The organism is Streptomyces sp. NPDC031554, assembly GCF_055580685.1.
Genome location: NZ_JBVIKX010000013.1, coordinates 133966 through 154816 on the forward strand (window position 1 = coordinate 133966; position 20851 = coordinate 154816).

The 20851-nt window shown below is 73.7% G+C and carries 21 protein-coding genes; 10 read left to right on the plus strand and 11 right to left on the minus strand.

Annotated features, from left to right (window positions below):
- The first annotated feature begins 1 nt into the window (after position 1).
- The 3 genes from ACZ5FU_RS28970 to ACZ5FU_RS28980 are packed head-to-tail and all read left to right on the plus strand — an operon-like array spanning position 2 to position 3290.
- A complete protein-coding gene (locus ACZ5FU_RS28970; protein ID WP_451528730.1) occupies positions 2-400 on the plus strand; it encodes a hypothetical protein in 399 nt (132 codons plus the stop codon).
- Positions 397-2112 (plus strand): sodium/solute symporter, encoded by a 1716-nt coding sequence (locus tag ACZ5FU_RS28975; RefSeq protein ID WP_469047378.1) that lies wholly within the window; start codon positions 397-399, stop codon positions 2110-2112. The genes ACZ5FU_RS28970 and ACZ5FU_RS28975 overlap by 4 nt, the downstream gene beginning before the upstream one ends.
- Positions 2109-3290 (plus strand): sensor histidine kinase, encoded by a 1182-nt coding sequence (locus tag ACZ5FU_RS28980; protein ID WP_451528728.1) that lies wholly within the window; start codon positions 2109-2111, stop codon positions 3288-3290. Before ACZ5FU_RS28975 ends, ACZ5FU_RS28980 begins: the two co-directional genes overlap by 4 nt.
- A gap of 66 nt (positions 3291-3356) precedes the next feature.
- Here the strand turns inward: ACZ5FU_RS28980 and ACZ5FU_RS28985 are convergent, their stop codons facing one another.
- From ACZ5FU_RS28985 to ACZ5FU_RS29005, 5 genes are all read right to left on the minus strand, one after another.
- Complete coding sequence (locus ACZ5FU_RS28985) at positions 3357-3539, minus strand: hypothetical protein (protein ID WP_451528727.1); 183 nt, start codon at positions 3537-3539, stop codon at positions 3357-3359.
- An 86-nt stretch (positions 3540-3625) separates the two neighbouring features.
- A complete protein-coding gene (locus ACZ5FU_RS28990) occupies positions 3626-4573 on the minus strand; it encodes a cytochrome c oxidase assembly protein (protein WP_451528726.1) in 948 nt (315 codons plus the stop codon).
- A 129-nt stretch (positions 4574-4702) separates the two neighbouring features.
- On the minus strand, positions 4703-5728 hold the full coding sequence (locus ACZ5FU_RS28995) for a 6-phosphofructokinase (RefSeq protein WP_451528725.1): 1026 nt from the start codon (positions 5726-5728) through the stop codon (positions 4703-4705).
- 236 nt (positions 5729-5964) lie between these two features.
- Complete coding sequence (locus tag ACZ5FU_RS29000; protein WP_363089799.1) at positions 5965-6693, minus strand: type 1 glutamine amidotransferase; 729 nt, start codon at positions 6691-6693, stop codon at positions 5965-5967.
- A gap of 23 nt (positions 6694-6716) precedes the next feature.
- Positions 6717-7955, minus strand: a complete 1239-nt coding sequence (locus ACZ5FU_RS29005) for a Mur ligase family protein (RefSeq protein WP_451528724.1) — start codon at positions 7953-7955, stop codon at positions 6717-6719.
- A gap of 158 nt (positions 7956-8113) precedes the next feature.
- Between ACZ5FU_RS29005 and def the strand changes: the two genes are divergently transcribed.
- Positions 8114-8653, plus strand: a complete 540-nt coding sequence (gene def, locus ACZ5FU_RS29010; protein WP_451528723.1) for a peptide deformylase — start codon at positions 8114-8116, stop codon at positions 8651-8653.
- 16 nt (positions 8654-8669) lie between these two features.
- Here def and ACZ5FU_RS29015 read toward each other — a convergent pair whose 3' ends face one another.
- Entirely contained in the window at positions 8670-9311 is a 642-nt protein-coding gene (locus ACZ5FU_RS29015) for a TetR/AcrR family transcriptional regulator (RefSeq protein ID WP_451528722.1), read from the minus strand.
- 170 nt (positions 9312-9481) lie between these two features.
- On the opposite strand from ACZ5FU_RS29015, the gene ACZ5FU_RS29020 reads away from it, so the two are divergent.
- A complete protein-coding gene (locus tag ACZ5FU_RS29020; protein WP_451528721.1) occupies positions 9482-10711 on the plus strand; it encodes an acyl-CoA dehydrogenase family protein in 1230 nt (409 codons plus the stop codon).
- A 67-nt stretch (positions 10712-10778) separates the two neighbouring features.
- Here ACZ5FU_RS29020 and ACZ5FU_RS29025 read toward each other — a convergent pair whose 3' ends face one another.
- From ACZ5FU_RS29025 to ACZ5FU_RS29045, 5 genes are all read right to left on the minus strand, one after another.
- The gene (locus tag ACZ5FU_RS29025; RefSeq protein WP_451528720.1) at positions 10779-11015 is read right to left on the minus strand and encodes a DUF6213 family protein; all 237 of its coding nucleotides are present in this window, start codon (positions 11013-11015) and stop codon (positions 10779-10781) included.
- 25 nt (positions 11016-11040) lie between these two features.
- The gene (locus tag ACZ5FU_RS29030) at positions 11041-12426 is read right to left on the minus strand and encodes an NADP-dependent succinic semialdehyde dehydrogenase (RefSeq protein ID WP_451528719.1); all 1386 of its coding nucleotides are present in this window, start codon (positions 12424-12426) and stop codon (positions 11041-11043) included.
- A gap of 76 nt (positions 12427-12502) precedes the next feature.
- On the minus strand, positions 12503-12967 hold the full coding sequence (locus ACZ5FU_RS29035; protein WP_451528718.1) for an NUDIX hydrolase: 465 nt from the start codon (positions 12965-12967) through the stop codon (positions 12503-12505).
- The gene (locus ACZ5FU_RS29040) at positions 12964-14502 is read right to left on the minus strand and encodes an ATP-dependent DNA ligase (protein WP_469047380.1); all 1539 of its coding nucleotides are present in this window, start codon (positions 14500-14502) and stop codon (positions 12964-12966) included. The genes ACZ5FU_RS29035 and ACZ5FU_RS29040 overlap by 4 nt, the downstream gene beginning before the upstream one ends.
- Before the next feature lie 29 nt (positions 14503-14531).
- Complete coding sequence (locus ACZ5FU_RS29045) at positions 14532-15554, minus strand: NAD(P)/FAD-dependent oxidoreductase (RefSeq protein WP_469047382.1); 1023 nt, start codon at positions 15552-15554, stop codon at positions 14532-14534.
- Positions 15555-15633: 79 nt separating this feature from the next.
- On the opposite strand from ACZ5FU_RS29045, the gene ACZ5FU_RS29050 reads away from it, so the two are divergent.
- From ACZ5FU_RS29050 to ACZ5FU_RS29070, 5 genes are all read left to right on the plus strand, one after another.
- On the plus strand, positions 15634-16266 hold the full coding sequence (locus ACZ5FU_RS29050) for a helix-turn-helix domain-containing protein (protein ID WP_451528715.1): 633 nt from the start codon (positions 15634-15636) through the stop codon (positions 16264-16266).
- Positions 16267-16463: 197 nt separating this feature from the next.
- Positions 16464-17435, plus strand: a complete 972-nt coding sequence (locus ACZ5FU_RS29055; RefSeq protein ID WP_451528714.1) for an NADPH:quinone oxidoreductase family protein — start codon at positions 16464-16466, stop codon at positions 17433-17435.
- Positions 17432-18616 carry an acyl-CoA dehydrogenase family protein gene (locus tag ACZ5FU_RS29060; protein WP_469047385.1) on the plus strand — a complete coding sequence of 395 codons (1185 nt, stop codon included), beginning with the start codon at positions 17432-17434 and terminating at the stop codon, positions 18614-18616. The genes ACZ5FU_RS29055 and ACZ5FU_RS29060 overlap by 4 nt, the downstream gene beginning before the upstream one ends.
- On the plus strand, positions 18613-19728 hold the full coding sequence (locus tag ACZ5FU_RS29065; protein WP_451779453.1) for an acyl-CoA dehydrogenase family protein: 1116 nt from the start codon (positions 18613-18615) through the stop codon (positions 19726-19728). Before ACZ5FU_RS29060 ends, ACZ5FU_RS29065 begins: the two co-directional genes overlap by 4 nt.
- A 212-nt stretch (positions 19729-19940) precedes the next feature.
- Positions 19941-20801, plus strand: coding sequence for a phosphatidylinositol-specific phospholipase C/glycerophosphodiester phosphodiesterase family protein (locus ACZ5FU_RS29070; RefSeq protein WP_451779450.1), 861 nt, complete (start codon positions 19941-19943; stop codon positions 20799-20801).
- Positions 20802-20851: the final 50 nt, after the last annotated feature.

Genomic DNA, 20851 nt, shown 5'->3' on the forward strand with positions numbered 1-20851 from the left:
CGTGCCCCAGCAGGACCCCGCCGAGCGCCGCGTCGTCGTCACCGGCCCACCCCGCCGCACCCTCCCGCACACCCGGCCCCGCTCGCGCGGGCGCCACCCCCACGCCTTCGGCCCCTACCGCCCGCGCACCGAGATCGACGAACAGACGACCCTCGGCCACACCTACGTCCGCTCCCTGATGCGCACCCAGCTGCGGGCCGCGCTCACCGTCTTCGCCGTCCTCGTGCTGCTGGTCGGCCCGCTGCCCCTGCTGTTCGCGGCGATGCCCGGCGCCCGCCGCCTGGAGTGGGCGGTCCTCGGCTTCGGCCTGTACGCCCCGCTGGTCCTGCTCGCCCGCTGGTACGTGCGCCGCGCCGAACGCAACGAACGCGACCTCGTCCGTCTGGTCGAGGACCGGTGAACTCCGCGTTCGCCGTCCCCGCCGTCGCCCTGGTCGTCGTGGCGACCGTCCTCGTCGGCGCCTTCGGCCTGCGCATCTCGCGCACGACCTCCGACTTCTACGTCGCCTCCCGTACCGTCGGCCCCCGGCTCAATGCGGCCGCCATCAGCGGCGAGTACCTTTCCGCGGCCTCCTTCCTCGGCATCGCCGGACTGGTCCTCGTACAGGGCCCGGACATGCTCTGGTACCCGGTCGGCTACACCGCCGGGTATCTGGTGCTGCTCCTCTTCGTGGCCGCCCCGCTGCGCCGTTCCGGCGCCTACACCCTCCCCGACTTCGCCGAGGCCCGCCTCGCCTCCCCGGCGGTACGACGCCTCGCGGGCGCCTTCGTGGTGGGCGTCGGCTGGCTCTACCTGCTGCCCCAGCTCCAGGGCGCCGGGCTGACCCTGACCGTGCTCACCGGGGCGCCCGACTCGCTCGGCGGGCTGATCGTGGCCATGGTCGTCACCGTGACCGTCGCCGCCGGCGGCATGCGCAGCATCACCTTCGTACAGGCCTTCCAGTACTGGCTCAAGCTGACCGCCCTCCTCGTCCCCGCCCTGTTCCTGGTCCTCGCCTGGCAGGGCGACGGCGCGCCCCGCCGGGTCTTCGAGGAGCCCCCCGCCTTCCGCGACCAGCGGGCCGTCCGGTTCGACTCCACCCTCGACCTGACACTGGACCGGCCCCTGACCGTGACGGTGACCGGCACGGTCGACGGCCGACGGCACGAGCGGGCCGCGCTGAGCCTGCCCGCCGGCACCCACCGCGTCGAGCGGGGCACCCGCCTCGTCTTCGCGCCGGGCACCCCCGTCCCCGCCGCCGAGCGCGGCAGCAACGGCGGGATGTCCACCAGCCTCGCCGCCGGCCGGGAGGAACGCCCCCTGTACGCGACGTACGGCCTGATCCTCGCGACCTTCCTCGGCACCATGGGGCTGCCGCACGTCGTCGTCCGCTTCTACACCAGCCCGCACGGGGTCGCCGCCCGCCGTACCACCGTCGTCGTCCTCGCCCTGATCGGCGCCTTCTACCTGCTGCCGCCCGTCTACGGGGCCCTCGGCCGCCTCTACGCCCCGGAGCTGACCCTCGCCGGCGACGCCGACGCGGCCGTCCTGCTGCTGCCCGACCGGATGATCGGCGGCCTCGGCGGCGACCTGCTCGGCGCGCTGGTCGCGGGCGGCGCCTTCGCGGCGTTCCTGTCCACCGCGTCGGGCCTGACCATGGCCGTGGCGGGCGTCCTCACCCAGGACGTCCTGCCCACCCGCGGCGTCCGGCACTTCCGGCTGGGCACCGGTCTGGCCATGGTCGTCCCGCTCGCCGCGAGCCTGCTGGTGGGCGGACTGCCGGTGGCCGACGCGGTGGGCCTGGCCTTCGCGGTGTCCGCGTCCTCGTTCTGCCCGCTGCTCGTCCTCGGCATCTGGTGGCGGCGGCTGACCCCGCCCGGCGCGGCCGCCGGGATGCTCGTGGGCGGCGGCTCGGCCTTCGCCGCCGTCGCCGCGACCATGGCGGGCCTGCCCGTGACGGGCGGACTGCACGCCCTGCTGGCCTGGCCCGCCCTGTGGTCGGTCCCCCTGGGCTTCCTGACCATGGTCCTGGTCTCGCTGGCGACCCCGGGCCGCGTCCCGGCCGGTACGGCGTCCATCCTGGCCCGCTTCCACCTCCCCGAGGAGCTGAGGGCCGCGGAGGTCAAGGCATGAGCGGCTTCCTGGCGGGCCTGTGCATCGCGATCCTGCCCTTCCTCGCGGCCGGTTTCTGGCTGGGCCGCCGCACCGCCCGCCCGCAGAGCCTCGGCGACCTCGGCACCCCCGTCGAGCACGCCACCTTCCAGACCCTGCACACCGCCTCCCTGGCCGCCCCGCCCCTGCGCGCCGGCCTCACGGAGGAGACGGCCCGCAGGTCCGCCGGCCGGCTGCGCACCCTGCTCGGCACGGACGCCCTCTGCCTGACCGACCGCGAACACCTGCTGGCCTGGGACGGCGTGGGCGCCCACCACCGTACGGAGATCATGGCTCGGCTTGCCGGTCCGCTGGACACCGGCCGCGGCGAGGCCTTCCCGCTCAGCTGCGACGCCCCCGACTGCCCGGTCCGCTGGGCCGTCCTCACCCCGCTCACCGTCGACGACCGGGTGCACGGCGCCCTCGTGGTCTGCGCGCCCCGTGAGTCCGCCGTCCTGGTCCGGGCCGCGGGGGAGGTGGCGCGCTGGGTGAGCGTCCAGCTGGAGCTCGCCGACCTCGACGACTCCCGCACCCGCCTCATCGAGGCCGAGATCAAGGCGCTGCGCGCGCAGATCTCCCCGCACTTCGTCTTCAACTCGCTCGCGGTGATCGCCTCGTTCGTGCGGACCGACCCCGAGCGGGCCCGCGAGCTGCTCCTGGAGTTCGCCGACTTCACCCGCTACTCGTTCCGCCGGCACGGCGACTTCACCACCCTCGCCGACGAGCTGCACGCCATCGACCAGTACCTGGCGCTGGTGCGGGCCCGCTTCGGCGACCGCCTCTCCGTCACCCTCCAGATAGCCCCGGAGGTCCTTCCGGTGGCCCTGCCCTTCCTCTGTCTCCAGCCCCTGGTGGAGAACGCCGTCAAGCACGGCCTGGAAGGCAAGGCCGACAAGTGCCACATCCAGATCACCGCGCGCGACGCCGGCGCCGAGGCCCTGGTCGTCATCGAGGACGACGGCGCGGGCATGGACCCCGTCCTGCTCAGCCGCATCCTGGCCGCCGGGGTCAGCCCGTCCGGCGGCATCGGGCTGTCCAACGTCGACGACCGGCTCCGCCAGGTCTACGGCGACGACCACGGCCTCGTCATCGAGACCGCGCCCGGCGCGGGCATGAAGATCAGCGCCCGGCTGCCGAAGTACCAGCCGGGCGTCCACTAGGCACACCTGCCCCGGGCGCACCTGCTCAGGTGCGTCGGCCGCGCCCCGGGCCGGGTCCCGCGGCGTTCACGCCGTGCGCGTGGCGACCATCGCGAGGGTGATCAGCCCCAGCACGACCCAGCCGAACCACAGCCAGCCGTTGCTGCCGAGCGCCACCGTGTAGGCCGTCACCGCGACGAGGCCGCCGATCGTGAGCACCCCCATGGTCTTCGTGGAACCGTCCGCCGGACCGTTCGTGGAACCGGGCATCGCGACACCCTCCTCCGGCACACCCCCCACGGGATGCGTCCGCCTCCATGGTGCCCCGGTTTCGGCCCTTCAGCCCCGGTGACCGCTCAACCGCGGCCGTTCAGCGAGGCCAGGTAGGCGTTGTACGCCTCCAGCTCCTTGTCGCCGTCCCGGTCGGCGGCCCGGTCCTTGCGCCTGGCCTGCCGCTGCTCGGAGCCGTACCACTGGAACAGCAGGGCGATCAGCACCAGCACCGACGGGATCTCGCTGAACGCCCAGGCGATGCCGCCGGCCGCGTTCTGGTCGGAGAGGGCGTCGATGCCGAGGGAGGCGGGCGGGTCGCGGAAGGTCTCGACCATCGGCGTGGACGCCATCATCAGCGCGATGCCGAAGAACGCGTGGAAGGGCATCCCGGCGAACAGCTCCAGCATCCGCATCAGGTAGCCCGGCCGGTTCGGGCCCGGGTCCACGCCCATGATCGGCCAGAAGAAGACCACGCCGACCGCGAGGAAGTGCACCATCATCGCGACGTGCCCGGTCCTCGATCCCATCAGGAAGTCGAAGAGCGGCGTGAAGTACAGCGCGTACAGGCTCGCGATGAACATCGGAATGGTGAACGCGGGATGCGTGACGATCCGCATGTACCGGCTGTGCAGCAGCATCAGCAGCAGTTCGCGCGGCCCCCTGCGGCCTCTGCCGGCGGCGGGCAGGGCGCGCAGCGCCAGCGTGACCGGGGCGCCGAGCAGGATCAGGATCGGCGACAGCATGCTGATCACCATGTGCTGCACCATGTGCACGCTGAACATGACCATGCCGTAGTCGTTCAGCCCGGTGCACGTCACCAGCATGATCGTCAGTACACCGGTGACGTACGCCACCGTCCGCCCCGCGGACCAGGTGTCCCCGCGCCGCCGCAGCCGGACGACCCCCCAGGCGTACAGCCCCAGGGCGGCCAGACAGGCGACGAGGAAGAACGGGTCCGCCGACCACTGCAGCCCCCTCCCCAGCGTGAACGGCGGCAGATCCGTCGTCATGCCGTGCCCGCTGTGATCCATCCGCCGGCTCCTGATTCGTGGGGGGTTGTACGTTTCTCGCCGCCCCAAGAGTAGAACCGCCCCCGGTCGCGATCGCGACCGGGGGCGGGGCGGCGGGCTCGGCGGGGCCGCGAGGCCCTGGCCGGACGGCTACAGCACGCACTCCGCTTCGGCGTACCGGTCCGAGGGGACCGTCTTCAGCGTCTCGACGGCCTCCGCCAGGTCCACCATCACGATGTCCGTCCCCCGCAGGGCCGTCATCCGGCCGAACTCGCCCCGGTGCACGGCCTCCACCGCGTGCCATCCGAACCGGGTGGCCAGGACGCGGTCGTACGCGGTGGGCGTGCCGCCGCGCTGCACGTGTCCGAGGATCACGGGCCGGGCCTCCTTGCCGAGGCGCTGCTCCAGCTCGGCGGAGAGCTGGCGCGCGATCCCGGCGAACCGCTCGTGCCCGTAGATGTCCTTGCCGCCCTCGTCGAAGGCCATGGAGCCGGGCGCGGGCTTGGCCCCCTCCGCGGCCACGACGATCGCGAACCGCTTCCCCGCGGCGAACCGCTCGCCGACCCGCCGGGCCAGTTCCTCGATGTCGAAGGGGCGCTCCGGTACGACGACGGCGTGGGCGCCGGCCGCCATGCCGGAGTGCAGCGCTATCCAGCCGGTGTGCCGCCCCATGACCTCCACGACGAGGACCCGCTGGTGGGACTCGGCGGTGGTCTTGAGCCGGTCGAGCGCCTCCGTCGCCACACCGACGGCCGTGTCGAAGCCGAAGGTGACGTCGGTGACGGCGATGTCGTTGTCGATGGTCTTCGGCACGCCGACGACGGGCAGGCCGCTGTCCGACATCAGCCGGGCCGCCTTGAGCGTGCCCTCGCCGCCGATCGGGATGACGGCGTCGAGGCCGAGTTCCTCGACGTGCCCGCGGGCCCGCTCCACGCCGTCCCTCAGCTGCGAGGGCTGGACGCGGGAGGAGCCGAGGATGGTGCCGCCGCGGGCGAGGATGCCGCCCACCGCGTCGAGGTCGAGCTTGAGGTAGTCGCACTCCAGGAGGCCCTTCCAGCCGTCCCGGAAGCCGATGACCTCGTCGCCGTGGTCGACGACGGCGCGGTGCACGACGGACCGGATGACGGCGTTCAGGCCGGGGCAGTCGCCGCCGGACGTGAGGACACCAATGCGCATAGCCCGAACAACCTTCTCCACGTGGGCCGGATCCGGACCGCGTCGTCCGGCTCGATCCCCGCCACCCTAGCGGCAGGAGGGGGCGGGACCGAAGCACACGTCCGCCTGCTGGACGCACCTGCTCACCTGTGCGGACGTACCGTCATCCGGGCTGCTGACGGCACCCCGAAGGTCGGGTGAACACACAGGTCGCGCGGGTCTCCGCGGGCGCCTGCGAGGCACCCGCGGAGCGCCGGCTAGGCGGGCTGCTGCGCGGCCGCGATGCGCTCGTTGCGCAGGGCCTCGTACCAGCGGTCGTCGGTCGGCGGGAGCGCGTTCACGTCGAGCGCCAGCTTCAGCAGCAGGTCCGCGATGAGCGGGTTGCGGGCCAGTACCGGGCCGTGCATGTAGGTGCCGAAGACGGTGTCGTTGTACGCGCCCTCGGTGCCGTCGCCGGTGCCGTTGCCCTTGCCGATCTGGACGCGGGCGAGCGGGCGGGCGGTCGGGCCGAGGTGGGTGATGCCCTGGTGGTTCTCGAAACCGGTGAGCGGGGGCAGCCCGAGGCGGGGGTCGATGTCCGCGAGCACGTCGCCGACGCACCGCTCGCCCTCACCGCGGGTGGTGGTGACGTCGAGCAGACCGAGACCCGGCTCGCGCTGGCCGAGGTCGTTGACGAACTCGTGGCCCAGGATCTGGTAGCCGGCGCACACCGCGAACACGATCGCGCCGTTCTGCACCGCCTGGTACAGGTGCCCGTCGCGGCGCAGCCGCTCGGCCGCGAGCCGCTGCGGCCGGTCCTCGCCGCCGCCGATGAGGTAGATGTCGCCGGAGGTGGGGATCGGCTGGTCGCTGCGCACGTCCAGCCGCGCCACGTCCAGGCCGCGCTGCCGCGCCCGCCGCTCCACGACCAGGACGTTGCCCTGGTCGCCGTAGGTGCTGAGCAGGTCCGGGTACACCCAGACGACCCGCAGTTGGTTGTCGTTCATCACGATGACGTATCCCTCGGTGCTCAGTTGCCGACGCGGCGGCGCAGGTCCTGGAACGCGGTGTAGTTCGCGATGACCTCGATGCGGCCGGGCGGCGCCAGCTGCACGGCCTGGTCGATGTTCTCGCACACCTGGAAGTGCTGGTTGGCGACCTCCAGGCGCACCGCGAGGTCCAGCTTGCGGTCACCGACGACGAAGATCGGGTGGCCGGTGAGACGGGTGTAGTCGACGTCCCACAGCCAGGACGTGTCGGTGCCGTCGGCGCCGCGCGCGTTCACCGAGAGGATGACCGGCGTGGGCGGCGGGTCGATCAGGCTGAACGTCTCGAGCCAGCCCGCCGGGTTCTTCGCCAGCAGCAGGCGCAGGTCGCGCTGCATGAACTGGACGACGTCGTAGCGCCCGGCGACGGCCTGCACCTGGTACATCCGCTCGAGCGCGACCTGCGGCGGCACGCCGAAGACGGCGGCGACGGCGGCCGAGGAGGCGGCGTTGGCCTTGTTGGCGCGGCCCGGCAGCTGGAGGTGGATCGGCCAGGCGGACCCGTGCGGGTCGAGGACGTGGTCGCCGGAGAGCGCCCAGCTCGGCGTCGGCCGCCGGAACCCGCACTCGCCGCAGAACCAGTCGTCGCCCGGACGCTGCATCACACCGCCGCAGGACGGGCAGGACCAGGCGTCGTCCTTCCACATCTGCCCGGCGGCGACCCAGATCACGTTGGGGGAGGAGGACGCGGCCCACACCACCAGCGGGTCGTCGGCGTTGGCGACGACGACGGCCTTCGAGCCGGCCAGCCCCTCGCGCCAGTTCTCCGCGAGCATCCGGGTCTCGGCGGCCCGGTCCAGCTGGTCGCGGGAGAGGTTCAGCAGGGCGATGCACTTGGGCGAGGTGTCGCGGGCGACACCGGCCAGGTACTTCTCGTCGACCTCGATCACGCCGTACTTGGCCTCGGAGCCGCCCGCGAGCGCCGAGGTGATGCCGGCCGGCATGTTCGCGCCCAGCGCGTTGGAGACGACCGGGCCCGCGGCCCGCAGGGCCTCCGCGATGAGGCGGGTGGTCGTGGTCTTGCCGTTGGTCGCCGAGACGAGGGTGACGTCCAGGTTCTGGGCGAGCCGCGCGAGGAGGTCGGGGTCGAGTCTCAGCGCCACCTTGCCGCCGATCACCGAACCGCTGCCGCGTCCCGCGGCACGCGACGCCGCCGCGACCGCCTTGCCCGCGGTCACGGCGATCTTGGCCCGCGGCGTGAGCGGGTCCGAGTTGCCTGCCATCAGTTCTCGATCCTCCTTGCGTACGCGCCGCGCCTGAAGCCTGACGGCAACGTGGTAGGTGGTCAGCCTATCGAGATCCCCTCACACTCCCGAATCCCGGCACCGTTCCACGCTGCGCACGGCATGCGCGTGTCAGAAAGGACCGTACCCTTGCCGCCATGCGACAAGGTTCCATCCCGGGTGCCCACGGGCGCGTCCGGCCCCTCACCCTGCTCGGCGATCCGGTCCTGCGGCAACCCTGCGCGGAGGTCACCGAGTTCGGTCCGGCGCTGGCCGGCCTGGTGGAGGACCTGTTCGCCACGATGTACGCGGCGCAGGGCGTGGGCCTGGCCGCCAACCAGGTCGGTGAGTCCCTGCGGGTGTTCGTCTACGACTGCCCGGACGACGACGAGGTCCGTCACCTCGGTCACGTGGTGAACCCGCGCCTGGTGGAGGCGGACGGCGTGGTGGTCCGCGGCCCCGAGGGCTGTCTGTCCCTGCCGGGCCTGGAAGCGGGGACCGAGCGCCACGACCACGCGGTGGTCGAGGGCTTCACGGTGACGGGCGAGCCGGTCACCGTCCACGGCACCGGATTCTTCGCCAGGTGCCTGCAGCACGAGTGCGACCACCTGGAGGGGCGGGTGTACGCGGACCGGGTGACGGGGTGGCGCGGGAGGCGGCTGGCGCGTCAGGTGGCGCGGGCCTCCTGGGGCGGCTGAGGGCGGCGTGCGGCCCTCAGAAGCCCGGCCCGCCGACCTTGTCCCCGGCCGCCGCGAGGCGGCCCCACAGCAGGTCGGCGAGGCTGCGCACCAGCTCGGCCCGGGAGCACGGCCGTTCGCCCAGCCACCAGTCGCCCGCCGCGTGCATCATGCCGACGATCCCGTGTCCCCAGACACGGGCGAGCTGCTGGGTCCCGGGTCCGAGGTCCAGCCGCTCCTCGACGACCTGGGCCAGTTCCTCGCCCATCCGCCGCAGCAGGGGGGCGGAGTGCTTGCCGACGTCGAAGCCCTGCTCGCCGGGGGCCCCGTCCGCCGGGTGCATCAGGAAGCGGTACACCTGGGGGCGGGCCTCGATGGCCGCGAGGTAGGTGTCCAGCGTGGCCTCGACGCGCTCCCGGCGTTCGGCGGGGGCGTCCAGCGCGGCGCGCAGGGAGGCGAGCAGCGCGTCGGTGTGCCGCTTGGCGAGAGCGGCGTACAGTCCGCCCTTGTCGCCGAAGTGGCGGTAGAGGATGGGTTTGGTGATGCCGGCCTCCGCCGCGATGGCGTTCATGGAGGCCTGGGGTCCGTCCCGGAGCACCACTCGGTCGGCGGCCTCCAGCAGCTCGCGCCTTCGGCGGTCGGCGGACCGTTGCTGCTCGGTCCGCTGCGTGGTGTCCATGTGCTCTCCCCACCCGTGCTGATTCGGTGACGCCTGCGCAAACTAACACCTGAAGGTGGCCCCGCATCGAACGGGCTGCCGGGCTGTCCTCGGGAGTTGACTTTTCCTACCGACCGGTAACAGACTCGCGTTACCGCTAGTAACACGCACGTTCCGCCGCTGGAGGGGACATGGCCGAGTTCACCATGGAGCTCAACGACGAACAGAAGGAGGTCCGGGACTGGCTGCACGGCTTCGCGGCCGACGTGATCCGCCCCGCGGCCGCCGAATGGGACGAGCGTGAGGAGACTCCCTGGCCGGTCATCCAGGAGGCCGCGAAGGTCGGCATCTACTCCCTCGACTTCTACGCCCAGCAGTACTTCGACGCAACCGGCCTCGGCATCCCGATGGCCATGGAGGAGCTCTTCTGGGGCGACGCCGGCATCGCCCTGTCGATCGTCGGCACCGGCCTGGCCGCCGTCGGCGTCCTCGCCAACGGCACCGAGGAGCAGATCGGCACCTGGATCCCCCAGATGTACGGCGACGCCAATGACGTCAAGGTGGCCGCGTTCTGCTCCTCCGAGCCCGACGCCGGCTCCGACGTGGCCTCCATGCGCACCCGCGCCGTGTACGACGAGGCCAAGGACGAGTGGGTGATCGACGGCACGAAGACCTGGGCCACCAACGGCGGCATCGCCAACGTCCACGTGGTCGTCGCCGTCGTCGACCCCGAGCTGGGTTCCAAGGGACACGCCTCCTTCATCGTCCCGCCGGGTACGCCGGGCCTCGCCCAGGGCCAGAAGTTCAAGAAGCACGGCATCCGCGCCTCGCACACCGCCGAGGTCGTCCTCGACCAGGTGCGCGTCCCCGGCTCCTGCCTGCTCGGCGGCAAGGAGAAGCTCGACGAACGGCTGGCGCGGGCCCGCGAGCGAGCCAGGGCGGGCGGCGGCGAGCGCGTGAAGAACGCGGCCATGGCGACCTTCGAGGCCTCCCGGCCGGCGGTGGGCGCGATGGCCGTCGGCACGGCCCGCGCGGCCTACGAGGTCGCCCTCGACTACGCGATGACGCGCGAGCAGTTCGGCCGCCCCATCATCGACAACCAGGGGGTCGCCTTCCAGCTCGCCGACATGCGCACGCAGATCGACGCGGCGCGGCTGCTGGTCTGGCGCGCCTCGTGGATGGCGGTCAACGGCAAGCCGTTCACGGCCGCCGAGGGCTCCATGTCGAAGCTGTACGCCAGCGAGACGGCGAAAAAGGTGACGGCCCAGGCCGTCCAGATCCTCGGCGGCAACGGCTACACGCGCGAGTACCCGGTGGAGCGGATGCACCGCGACAGCGCCATCTACACCATCTTCGAAGGGACGAGCGAGATCCAGCGGCTGGTGATCGCCCGCACCCTGTCGGGGATGCCGATCCGGTAGCCGCCCGCGGCGGGAACCGTGCGGCCGGCCACGACGCGCCGTCGCCCGCGGCGGCGCACCGGCACTCTCACGGTGCCCCGCCGCTGCTGTGGGCGATGCACGCCACGTCGATCCGGTCGGCCAGCTTCGCCAGCTCGATCGTCAGCGCGGCGACCGTGTCCTCGTCCAGGCCCTCCGCCCCGGCCTCGACGAGATGCAGCCACCGGCCTCCCAGCGTGCGGAGCAGCTTGCTCACGTCGGCCGCGGCCACCTGGAGGGCCCCGCGGTCGTCGACGATCAGAGGCAGGGTCACTTCGCGGTTCACAACCGGGATCGTAGCCGCGAGGCGCTCACGCACCGTGCCAAACCGTGGTGATGTTGCAGAACTCCCGGATTCCGTGCCCGGACAGCTCACGCCCGTAGCCGGACCGCTTGACCCCGCCGAACGGGAGTGCCGGATGGGAGGCGGTCATCCCGTTGACGAACACCCCGCCCGCCTCCAGGTCCCGGACGAACCGGTCCACCTCGGTCTCCTCCCGGGTCCACACGTTGGAGCTCAGCCCGAAGGGGGAGTCGTTGGCGACGAGGACCGCCTCGTCGAGGTCGGCGACCCGGTAGAGGGTCGCCACCGGTCCGAAGGCCTCCTCGCGGTGGACGCGCATCTCGCGGTCGACGCCGGCGAGGACGGTCGGCGGGTAGTACCAGCCGGGCCCCTCCGGGCGTTCGCCACCGCACAGCACCGTGGCGCCGCCGCGCCGGGCGTCGTCCACCAGTTCCTCCAGGTCGGCGCGGCCCTGCTCGCTGGCGAGGGGGCCGACCTCCGTCTCCTCCTCCAGGGGGTCGCCGACCTTCAGCGCCCGCATGCCCTCGGTGAAGCGTTCGGCGAAGCGGTCGTACACGTCCGTGTGGACGATGAACCGCTTGGCGGCGATGCACGACTGCCCGTTGTTCTGCACGCGCGCGGTCACCGCCACCTCGGCGGCCCGGTCGACGTCCGCGGACGGCATGACGACGAAGGGGTCGCTGCCGCCCAGCTCCAGCACCGTCTTCTTGACCATCTCGCCGGCGGTGGAGGCCACCGCGCGGCCCGCGGGCTCGCTGCCGGTCAGGGTGGCGGCCTTGATCCGCTCGTCGCGCAGGAGCTCGTCGACCGCGGCGGAGCCGATCAGCAGGGTCTGGAAGCAGCCCTCGGTGAAGCCGGCCCGGTGGAAGAGGTCCTCCAGGTAGAGGGCGGTCTGCGGGACGTTCGAGGCGTGCTTGAGCAGGCCGACGTTGCCCGCCATCAGCGCGGGCGCGGCGAAGCGGACGACCTGCCACAGCGGGAAGTTCCAGGGCATCACCGCGAGCACCGGGCCCAGCGGGCGGTACCGCACCAGGGCGTGGGAGGCGCCGGAGTCCCGCACGTCGGACTCGGCCGGCCGCTCGTCGGCGAGGAGCTCCGCCGCGTTCGCGGCGTACCAGCGCATGGCCTTCGCGCACTTGGCGGCCTCCGCGCGGGCCTGCTTCACCGGTTTGCCCATCTCGGTGGTCATCACACGGGCGATCTCCGCCCCGTCCTCGTCGAGGAGGTCGGCGGCCCGGTTCAGCAGCCGGGCGCGCTCGGCGAACGCCGTCGTGCGGTACGTGCGGAACGTGGCCTCGGCGAGCTGGAGCCGGCGCTCGAGCTCCGCCTCGTCCATGGCCTGGTACGTCTTGAGCGTCTCGCCGTTCGCCGGGTTCACCGTCGCGATGGGCATGACCGACCTCCCTCGGTGCTGGATGTGCTTCGACCTTCGCGCGTCCCGGAGGGCCCCGCAACGCGTGCGCGTCCGCTCAGTCCGAGTGCTCCGCCAGCCGGTCGAGAAACGCGGCCTGTGCCTTCACGATCAGCTCGCGGGCCCGGTCCAGGCCGTACCAGGCGACCCGGTCCAGCTCGGGGAACTCCCGCGTCCGCCCGGAGCGCGGCGGCCACTCCATGACGAAGGTGCCGGGTTCGATCACCGCCGGGTCGAGGTCCGCCTCGATCGCCCAGGCCGTCACGATCTTGCCGTTCGCCTGCCGGACCTCCCCGAGCGGGAACGCCTCGCCGTCCGGCGGCGCCACCCCCAGCTCCTCCCGGAACTCGCGGCGGGCGGCCTCCCAGGCCGGCTCGCCCGGCTCGTACTCGCCCTTCACGACGGTCCAGGCGCCGGCGTCCTTCTTCGCGAAGAAGGGGCCGCCCATGTGCCCCAGCAGCACCTCCGGTCCCGCACCGGTGCGCCGGAACAGCAGCAGACCGGCGCTGCGCCGCGCCGTCACGGCCGTACCCCCGGGTGCGCGGCGAGGAGCGTCTCCACCGTGTCCGCCTGCTCCGGGCGCTTGTCCTCGCGGTAGCGGACCACGCGGGCGAAGCGGAGGGTGACGCCGGCCGGATAGCGGCTGGAGCGCTGGATGCCGTCGTAGGCGATCTCGACGACGAGTTCGGGGCGTACGGTCACCACCCGGCCGTCGTCCTCGACGGCCAGGTCCCGCAGGCGCCCGGTCTGCCAGGCGAGCAGGGCGTCGGTCAGGCCCTTGAAGGTCTTGCCGAGCATCGCGAAGCCGCCGTCGGCGGTGCGGGCGCCGAGGTGGAGGTTGGAGAGCCTCCCGGTGCGCCGGCCGTGGCCCCACTCGGCGGCCAGCACCACCAGGTCGAGCGTGTGCACGGGCTTGACCTTCAGCCAGGACGCGCCGCGCCGGCCCGCGCCGTAGGACGCTTCGAGGGACTTCACCACCACGCCCTCGTGGCCCCGGGCCAGCGTCTCCTCCAGGAAGTCCTCGGCCGCCCGCAGGTCCGCCTCGCCCGCCAGGACGGTCCGGCGCACCCGCATCGGCTCGGGCACCAGCCGGGCCAGCTCCGCGTGCCGCTCGAAGAAGGGCAGGTCGAGGAGGTCCCTGCCGTCGACCGACAGCGCGTCGAAGAAGACGGGGGAGACCGGGACCGCCGCGGCGGCCGCGGCCACGTCCACCCGCGAGCCGACGCGGCCCGCCGTCTCCTGGAAGGAGCGGGGCCGGCCGGACTCGTCGAGGGCGATGACCTCACCGTCCAGGATGAACCGGTCGCCGTCCAAATCCCTTACGGCGGCGGTGAGTTCGGGCAGCCGGTCGGTGATGTCGTCGAGGGTGCGGGTGTACGCCCGCACGGTGCCGCCGTCCCGGTGGACCTGGACGCGGATGCCGTCCAGCTTCTCCTCCACCGCGCAGGCGCCCAGCCTGCCGACCGCCTCGGCCACGGAGGACGCGGTGTGCGCGAGCATCGGCAGCACCGGGCGGCCGACGGTGAGCCGGAACCGCTCCAGCGCCGCCGGCCCGTCCGCGAGCAGGGCCCGGGCCACCGCCTGGAGCGAGCCGGCCAGCATCACCGCCCGCCGCACGTCCGCCGGGGGAGCACCGGTCGCCTCCGCGAGCCCCTCCACCGCCACCGCGTCCAGGGCGCCCTGCCGGACCTCGCCGCTGATCAGGGCGATCAGGAAACGCTGCTCGTCCTCGGTGGCGGCGCCCATCAACTCCTGCACCAGCCGGACCCGTTCGGCCTGCGAGCCGGGACCCGACACCTCACCCAGGGCGGTGAGCCGGGCGTCCACCTCCCGTACGGTCAGCGTCGGCGCGGCGGCCGGGGCCACCGGGCGGCCCAGCACCTTCCAGCCGATGCCGAGCCGCCCCTGAGGGAGCCGGCCGGCCAGGTACGGGATCACGGCCGGCACGTCCCGTGCCTCCGTCTCCCGGAACAGCGCGGCCAGCAGCGCGATCTTGCGGGAGCGCGCCGAGGCGGCGGCGACCTCCCCGGACACCTCGGCGAGCCGGATCAGCAGCATGCAGTCATGGTGCACCGACGGCGTGGCGGCTACACCCGGACGGCGGCGTCGAGATCGGCCATCAGCAGCTCCCCGTTGATCGCGGCGCCCGCCCGGTAGCCGCGGCTCGCCGCGTTGACGACCTGTTCGGCGAAGCCGGAGGCGTTGCCCGCCGCCCACAGGCCCGGCACGGTGGTCAGGCCCCGGCCGTCGACCACGGGGTAGCGGCCGAAGGGCGTCTCGGTCGTCCCGGCGCCGAGCCGGACCAGCAGATCGGTCCGCGGGACCGCCCTGGGGGCGACGAACAGCACCTCGCGGGCGTGCACGCTCCCCTCGCCGCCGGGACCGCCCCCGGCCAGGCGGACCCCGGTGAGCCGGTCGTCCTCGACGACCAGTGCGGCGACCTCGCCGGGGACGACGTCGACACCGGCCGCGGCGAGCCGGCGCAGGTCCTCGTCGGACAGCTCCCTCTCGTCGACGGTGTGCAGGAACAGCTTCACGTCCTTCGACCACTGGGTCACCATCAGGGCCTGGTGCACGCTCATGGGGCTGGTGGCGAGGACGCCGAAGGCCTGGTCGCGGACCTCCCAGCCGTGGCAGTACGGGCAGTGCAGCACGTCCCGCCCGAACCGCCCGGCGAGGCCCTCGACCGGGGGCAGCTCGTCCTTCAGACCGGTGGCGACGACGAGCTGCCGGGCCCGCACGGTCCGTCCGCCCGCCAGCGTCACGGTGAAGTCGCCCTCCCGCGCGGCGTCCACCACCCGGTCCCGGACCAGCTCCACGCCGTACCGGGCGATCTCCTCGCGTCCGGCCGCCAGGAACTCGGCCGGGGACATCCCGTCCCGCGACAGGTAGCCGTGCATGTGCGCGGCGGGCGCGTTGCGCGGCTCGCCGGCGTCCACGACCAGGGTGCGGCGCCGGGCCCGGCCCAGGACCAGCGCGGCGGACAGGCCCGCCGCGCCGCCGCCGACGACGACCACCTCGTAGGCGTCGGCGCTTCCCGGCCCGTCCTCGGGGTTCCCGGTGTGCGTGGTGCGCGTGATGTGTTCGGCGTGCGCGGTGTGCTCGGTCATCTGTGACCACCTCCAGGGCCGACGGTCGCGCCCTCACTGCCGTGTTGACAAACGAGTTTGCCGAAACTGCAATAGCCGTATGAGTGACGACAGGGACGACGGCGGGTCCGGCGGCGGTGCCGGGGGCGAGGGTGAGGGCGGGGGCGTGGACGCGGTGCTCGCCGAGGTCGGGCCGCGGCTGCGGCGGATCCGCAAGGAGCGGGGCGCGACGCTGGCGGGGCTGTCCGAGGCGACGGGCATCTCGGTGAGCACGCTCTCCCGGCTGGAGTCGGGCCTGCGCCGGCCCAGCCTGGAACTGCTGCTGCCGATCGCGCGGGCCCACGAGGTGGCGCTGGACGAACTGGTGGGCGCGCCGGCGGTGCGCGACCCGCGGGTGCGGGCACAGCCGATCGTCCGCCACGGCCGCACCCACTGGCCGCTGACCCGCCAGCCCGGTGGCCTCCAGGCGTTCAAGGTGCTGGAGCCGCAGCGCGGACTGGACCCGGACCCCCGTACGCACGAGGGGTACGAGTGGCTCTACGTGCTGTCCGGGCGGCTGCGGCTGGTGCTGGGCGAGCACGACGTGGTGCTGGCGGCGGGGGAGGCCGCCGAGTTCGACACGCGCGTGCCGCACTGGTTCGGGTCGACGGGGGAGGGGCCGGTGGAGTTCCTCAGCCTCTTCGGGCCGCAGGGGGAGCGGATGCACGTGCGGGCGCGGCCCAAGGGGGCGTGACGCGGGGCGGCTCCCGCGCGCGGCGACCCGGCGGCATCCGCCCGGGACGTCCCGGCGGCCCGCACCCGCGCCCGTGACGTCCCGCGGGCGCGGCGTCCGGTGCGGGCTCTTGGCGGCCGGCTGTTCCCTGATCGGCAAGCGACCGCTTAGTATGCGATCGACCCCGGTCAGACGACGCAGTCCCGTGGAGGCTCCGCATGCAGGCATGGCAGGTGCACGAGAACGGCGAGCCGAGCGAGGTGATGCGGCTCGCGGACGTCGAGCGGCCCACGCCCGGCGACGGCCAGGTCCTGCTCAGGGTGCGCGCCGCGAACGTCAACTTCCCCGACGCTCTGATGGCCCGCGGCCACTACCAGGTCAGGCCGCCGCTGCCGTTCACCCCGGGCGTGGAGATCTGCGGCGAGACCGAGGACGGCCGCCGCGTCCTCGCCACCCCCGCGCTGCCGCACGGCGGCTTCGCCGAGTACGCCGTCGCCGACGCCGCCGCCCTGCTGCCCGCGCCGGACCCGCTGGACGACGCGGAGGCCGCCGCGCTGCACATCGGCTACCAGACGGGCTGGTTCGGCCTGCACCGCCGGGCCGGGCTCCGGGCCGGCGAGACGCTCCTCGTGCACGCCGCGGCGGGCGGGGTCGGCAGCGCGGCCGTACAGCTCGGCAAGGCGGCCGGCGCCACCGTCATCGGGGTCGTCGGCGGGGCCGGCAAGGCGGCCGTCGCCCGCGAACTGGGCTGCGACGTGGTGATCGACCGGCGTGCCGAGGACGTGATCGCCGCCGTCAAGGAGGCCACCGGCGGCCGCGGCGCCGACGTCGTCTACGACCCGGTCGGCGGCGAGGCCTACACCCAGTCCGCCAAGGTCGTCGCCTTCGAGGGCCGGATCGTGGTCGTGGGCTTCGCGAGCGGGACGATCCCCGCCCCCTCGCTCAACCACGCGCTGGTGAAGAACTACTCGGTCCTCGGCCTGCACTGGGGCCTGTACAACACCAGGGACCCGAAGCTGGTCCGGCACTGCCACGAGCAGCTCACCGAGCTGGCCGCCCGTGGCGCGATCAAGCCGCTGGTGAGCGAGCGCGTACCGCTGGAGGGGGCCGCCGCCGCCGTCCAGCGGGTCGCCGACGGCGTCACCACCGGCCGGATCGCCGTCGTCCCGCGAAACGGAGCCGCCGTATGACCGACGCAGCCGAACTCCGGCGCCGCACAGCCGAACTGCTGGCCGCGCACCCCCCGGCCGGCACCGGCCGGCTCGACTTCCTCAGGGCCCGCTTCGACGCCGGCCTCGCCTGGGTGCACTACCCCGAGGGGCTCGGCGGACTCGGCGCCCCGCGCTCCCTCCAGGCCGTCGTGGACGCCGAGCTGGAGGCCGCCGGCGCCCCCGACAACGACCCGCGGCGCATCGGCATCGGCCTCGGCATGGCCGCGCCCACGATCCTCCAGTACGGCACCGAGGAGCAGAAGCGGCGCTTCCTGCGGCCCCTGTGGACCGGCGAGGAGGTCTGGTGCCAGCTCTTCAGCGAGCCCGGCGCCGGCTCCGACCTGGCCGCCCTCGGCACCCGGGCCGTCCGGGAGAGCGCGGGCGACTGGGTCGTCGACGGGCAGAAGGTGTGGACGTCCAGCGCCCACGTCGCCCGCTGGGCCATCCTCATCGCCCGCACCGACCCGGACGTGCCCAAGCACCGCGGCATCACGTACTTCGTGTGCGACATGACCGACCCCGGCGTGGAGGTCCGGCCGCTGCGGCAGATCACCGGCGAGGCCGAGTTCAACGAGGTCTTCCTCACCGGCGTCCGCATCCCCGACGCCCACCGCCTCGGCGAGGTCGGCGACGGCTGGCGGGTCGCGCAGACCACGCTGAACAACGAGCGGGTCGCGATCGGCGGCATGCGGCTGCCCCGCGAGGGCGGCATGATCGGGCCCGCCGCCAGGACCTGGCGCGAGCGTCCCGAACTGCGCACCCACGACCTGCACCAGCGGCTGCTGAAGCTGTGGGTGGAGGCCGAGGTCTCCCGGCTCACCGCCGAGCGGCTGCGCCAGCAGCTCGTCGCCGGCCAGCCGGGACCCGAGGGCGCCGGCATGAAGCTCGCCTTCGCCCGCCTCAACCAGGAGATCAGCGGCCTGGAGGTGGAACTCCTCGGCGAGGAAGGCCTGTTGTACGACGACTGGACCATGCGCCGGCCCGAACACGTCGACTTCACCGGCCGCGAGGCGGGTTACCGCTACCTCCGCTCCAAGGGCAACAGCATCGAGGGCGGGACCACCGAGGTCCTGCTCAACATCGTCGCCGAGCGCGTCCTGGGCCTGCCCACCGAGCCGCGCACCGACAAGGACGTCGCCTGGAAGGACCTCGCTCGATGACGGACCTGCTCTACACCGAGGAGGAGGAGGCGCTCCGTTCCGCGGTCCGCGACCTGCTCGGCGACCACTGCGACGCGGCCGGCGTGATCGCCCGCACCGAGTCGGACGCCCCCCACGACCTCCGGCTGTGGAAGACGCTCGCCGGCACGATGGGTCTCGCGGGGCTGCTGGTGCCCGAGGAACTGGGCGGTCAGGGCGCCACCCACCGGGAGGCCGCCGTCGTCCTGGAGGAACTGGGCCGCGCGGTCGCCCCCGTCCCGTACCTCACGAGCGCGGTCGTCGCCACCGAGGCGCTGCTCGCCTTCCCCCGCTCCCGGCTCCGCCCGAGCGAGGGGACCCCCGCCGCCGCTGAGCTGCTGGACCGGCTGGCTCGGGCCACCGCGGTCGCGGTGCTCGCCGTCGGACTGCACACCGCACCGGGCGCCGCCTTCCCGGCCGCACGGCTGGAGAACGGCGCCCTGCACGGGGAGCTGACCGGCATCGCCGACGCCGCCTGTGCCGACCTGCTGCTCGTCCCCGCGGACGACGGCGGGCTGTACGCGGTCGAGGCCGCCGCCGTCACCGTCACCGTCACCCCCCAGGTGTCCCTCGACCTGACCCGCCCGCTCGCCACGGTCACCCTCGCCGGGGCCCCCGGCCGTCGGCTCGGGGACGCCGCCCCCGCCGTGCGAAGGGCCCTGCGCGCCGGTGCCGGACTGCTCGCGTCCGAGCAACTCGGCGTCTCGGACCGGTCGTTGACCGAGACCGTGCGCTACCTCAAGGACCGCAAGCAGTTCAACCGGCCCGTCGGCGGTTTCCAGGCGCTCAAGCACCGGCTCGCCCAGCTGTGGCTGGAGGTCGTCAACCTGCGGGCCGCGGCCCGGGGCGCGGCGGACGCCCTGGCGACCGGTGAGGACGTCGAGGTGGCCGTCGCCGTGGCGCAGGCGTACGCGGCGCCCGTCGCCGTCCGCGCCGCCGAGGAGGCGGTCCAGCTGCACGGCGGCATCGGGATGACGTGGGAGCACCCGGCCCATCTCCACCTCAAGCGCGCGAAGGCCGACTCGATCGCCTACGGCACGGCGGGCGCCCACCGCGCTGCCCTGGCCGAACTCGTCGACCTGCGGGCTCCCTGACGGTTCCCCCGAGAAGCCCGCCCCACCCGGGGCGGGCTTCTTCGCGTGCCCGCACGCAAGGTTCGCGTGCCTGCCCGGAAGGGGCGCGTGCCCGGCCGGAAGGGGTGAACGCTCGACGGCGGTCCGGCCAACTCCTGTCATGTGCAGGGCCATCGCGGCTGCGCCGGACCCATACTCCCTGTGGTCCGGACCGTCCCCCAGGGAGGCAGAGCATGGCCCTCATCACCCGCCGCGGAGCCCTCACCGCGTTCGGCGGAGCCCTCACGGCAGTGCTGGCGCCGTCCGCCGGCAGCGCCTTCGCCGCCGAACGGCGGCACCGGCCGCGCCCGTTGTGGCACGCCCACGCCCACAACGACTACGAGCACCCCCGGCCCCTGTTCGACGCCCTCGACCACCGCTTCGGCAGCGTCGAGGCCGACATCTTCCTCGTCGACGGCGAACTGCTGGTCGCCCACGACCCGGTGGACCTCGACCCGGCCCGCACGCTCGAGTCCCTGTACCTCGCCCCGCTCGCCGCCCGCGTCGAGGCCCACCACGGGTCGGTGTACCGCGGTTCGCGCACCCCCCTGCAACTGCTCGTCGACATCAAGACCGAGGGCGCGTCGACGTACCTCGAACTCGACCGCCTGCTGCGCCGCTACCGGCACCTGTTCACCACCTACGACCACGGCCGGGTGCGGCGCGGCCCGGTCACCGCCGTCGTCTCGGGCGACCGCGCGGCCCGGGTGCCGATGGCGGCCCAGACGGTGCGCCGCGCCTTCTACGACGGCCGCCTCGCCGACCTGGGCGGCACCGACGCCTCCTTCGCCGCCCTCATCAGCGACAACTGGACGCTCCACTTCACCTGGCTCGGTGTCGGCGCCTTCCCCGACGCGGAGCGGAGCAAGCTGCGCGCTCTCGTGCGGACGGCGCACGAGAACGGGCAGCGGGTGCGCTTCTGGGCGACACCGGACCTGGCGGGACCCGCGCGGGAGGCCCTGTGGGGCGAACTGCTCGACGCCGGCGTCGACCACCTCAACACCGACGACCTGGCCGGCCTGGAGGCCTTCCTCGACGCCCGCGGGAGGGCGTGACCGCGACCGGCCGCCCGGCCGGCCCGTGAACCACTCGTTCGGCGGGCAGG

Coding starts and splice junctions, on each gene's coding strand:
- ACZ5FU_RS28980 (WP_451528728.1), top strand. CDS start 2,109: ATGAGCGGCTTCCTGGCGGGCCTGTGCATCGCGATCCTGCCCTTCCTC.
- ACZ5FU_RS28985 (WP_451528727.1), bottom strand. CDS start 3,539: ATGCCCGGTTCCACGAACGGTCCGGCGGACGGTTCCACGAAGACCATG.
- ACZ5FU_RS28990 (WP_451528726.1), bottom strand. CDS start 4,573: ATGGATCACAGCGGGCACGGCATGACGACGGATCTGCCGCCGTTCACG.
- ACZ5FU_RS28995 (WP_451528725.1), bottom strand. CDS start 5,728: ATGCGCATTGGTGTCCTCACGTCCGGCGGCGACTGCCCCGGCCTGAAC.
- ACZ5FU_RS29000 (WP_363089799.1), bottom strand. CDS start 6,693: ATGAACGACAACCAACTGCGGGTCGTCTGGGTGTACCCGGACCTGCTC.
- ACZ5FU_RS29005 (WP_451528724.1), bottom strand. CDS start 7,955: ATGGCAGGCAACTCGGACCCGCTCACGCCGCGGGCCAAGATCGCCGTG.
- def (WP_451528723.1), top strand. CDS start 8,114: ATGCGACAAGGTTCCATCCCGGGTGCCCACGGGCGCGTCCGGCCCCTC.
- ACZ5FU_RS29015 (WP_451528722.1), bottom strand. CDS start 9,311: ATGGACACCACGCAGCGGACCGAGCAGCAACGGTCCGCCGACCGCCGA.
- ACZ5FU_RS29020 (WP_451528721.1), top strand. CDS start 9,482: ATGGCCGAGTTCACCATGGAGCTCAACGACGAACAGAAGGAGGTCCGG.
- ACZ5FU_RS29030 (WP_451528719.1), bottom strand. CDS start 12,426: ATGCCCATCGCGACGGTGAACCCGGCGAACGGCGAGACGCTCAAGACG.
- ACZ5FU_RS29040 (WP_469047380.1), bottom strand. CDS start 14,502: ATGCTGCTGATCCGGCTCGCCGAGGTGTCCGGGGAGGTCGCCGCCGCC.
- ACZ5FU_RS29045 (WP_469047382.1), bottom strand. CDS start 15,554: ATGACCGAGCACACCGCGCACGCCGAACACATCACGCGCACCACGCAC.
- ACZ5FU_RS29050 (WP_451528715.1), top strand. CDS start 15,634: ATGAGTGACGACAGGGACGACGGCGGGTCCGGCGGCGGTGCCGGGGGC.
- ACZ5FU_RS29055 (WP_451528714.1), top strand. CDS start 16,464: ATGCAGGCATGGCAGGTGCACGAGAACGGCGAGCCGAGCGAGGTGATG.
- ACZ5FU_RS29060 (WP_469047385.1), top strand. CDS start 17,432: ATGACCGACGCAGCCGAACTCCGGCGCCGCACAGCCGAACTGCTGGCC.
- ACZ5FU_RS29065 (WP_451779453.1), top strand. CDS start 18,613: ATGACGGACCTGCTCTACACCGAGGAGGAGGAGGCGCTCCGTTCCGCG.
- ACZ5FU_RS29070 (WP_451779450.1), top strand. CDS start 19,941: ATGGCCCTCATCACCCGCCGCGGAGCCCTCACCGCGTTCGGCGGAGCC.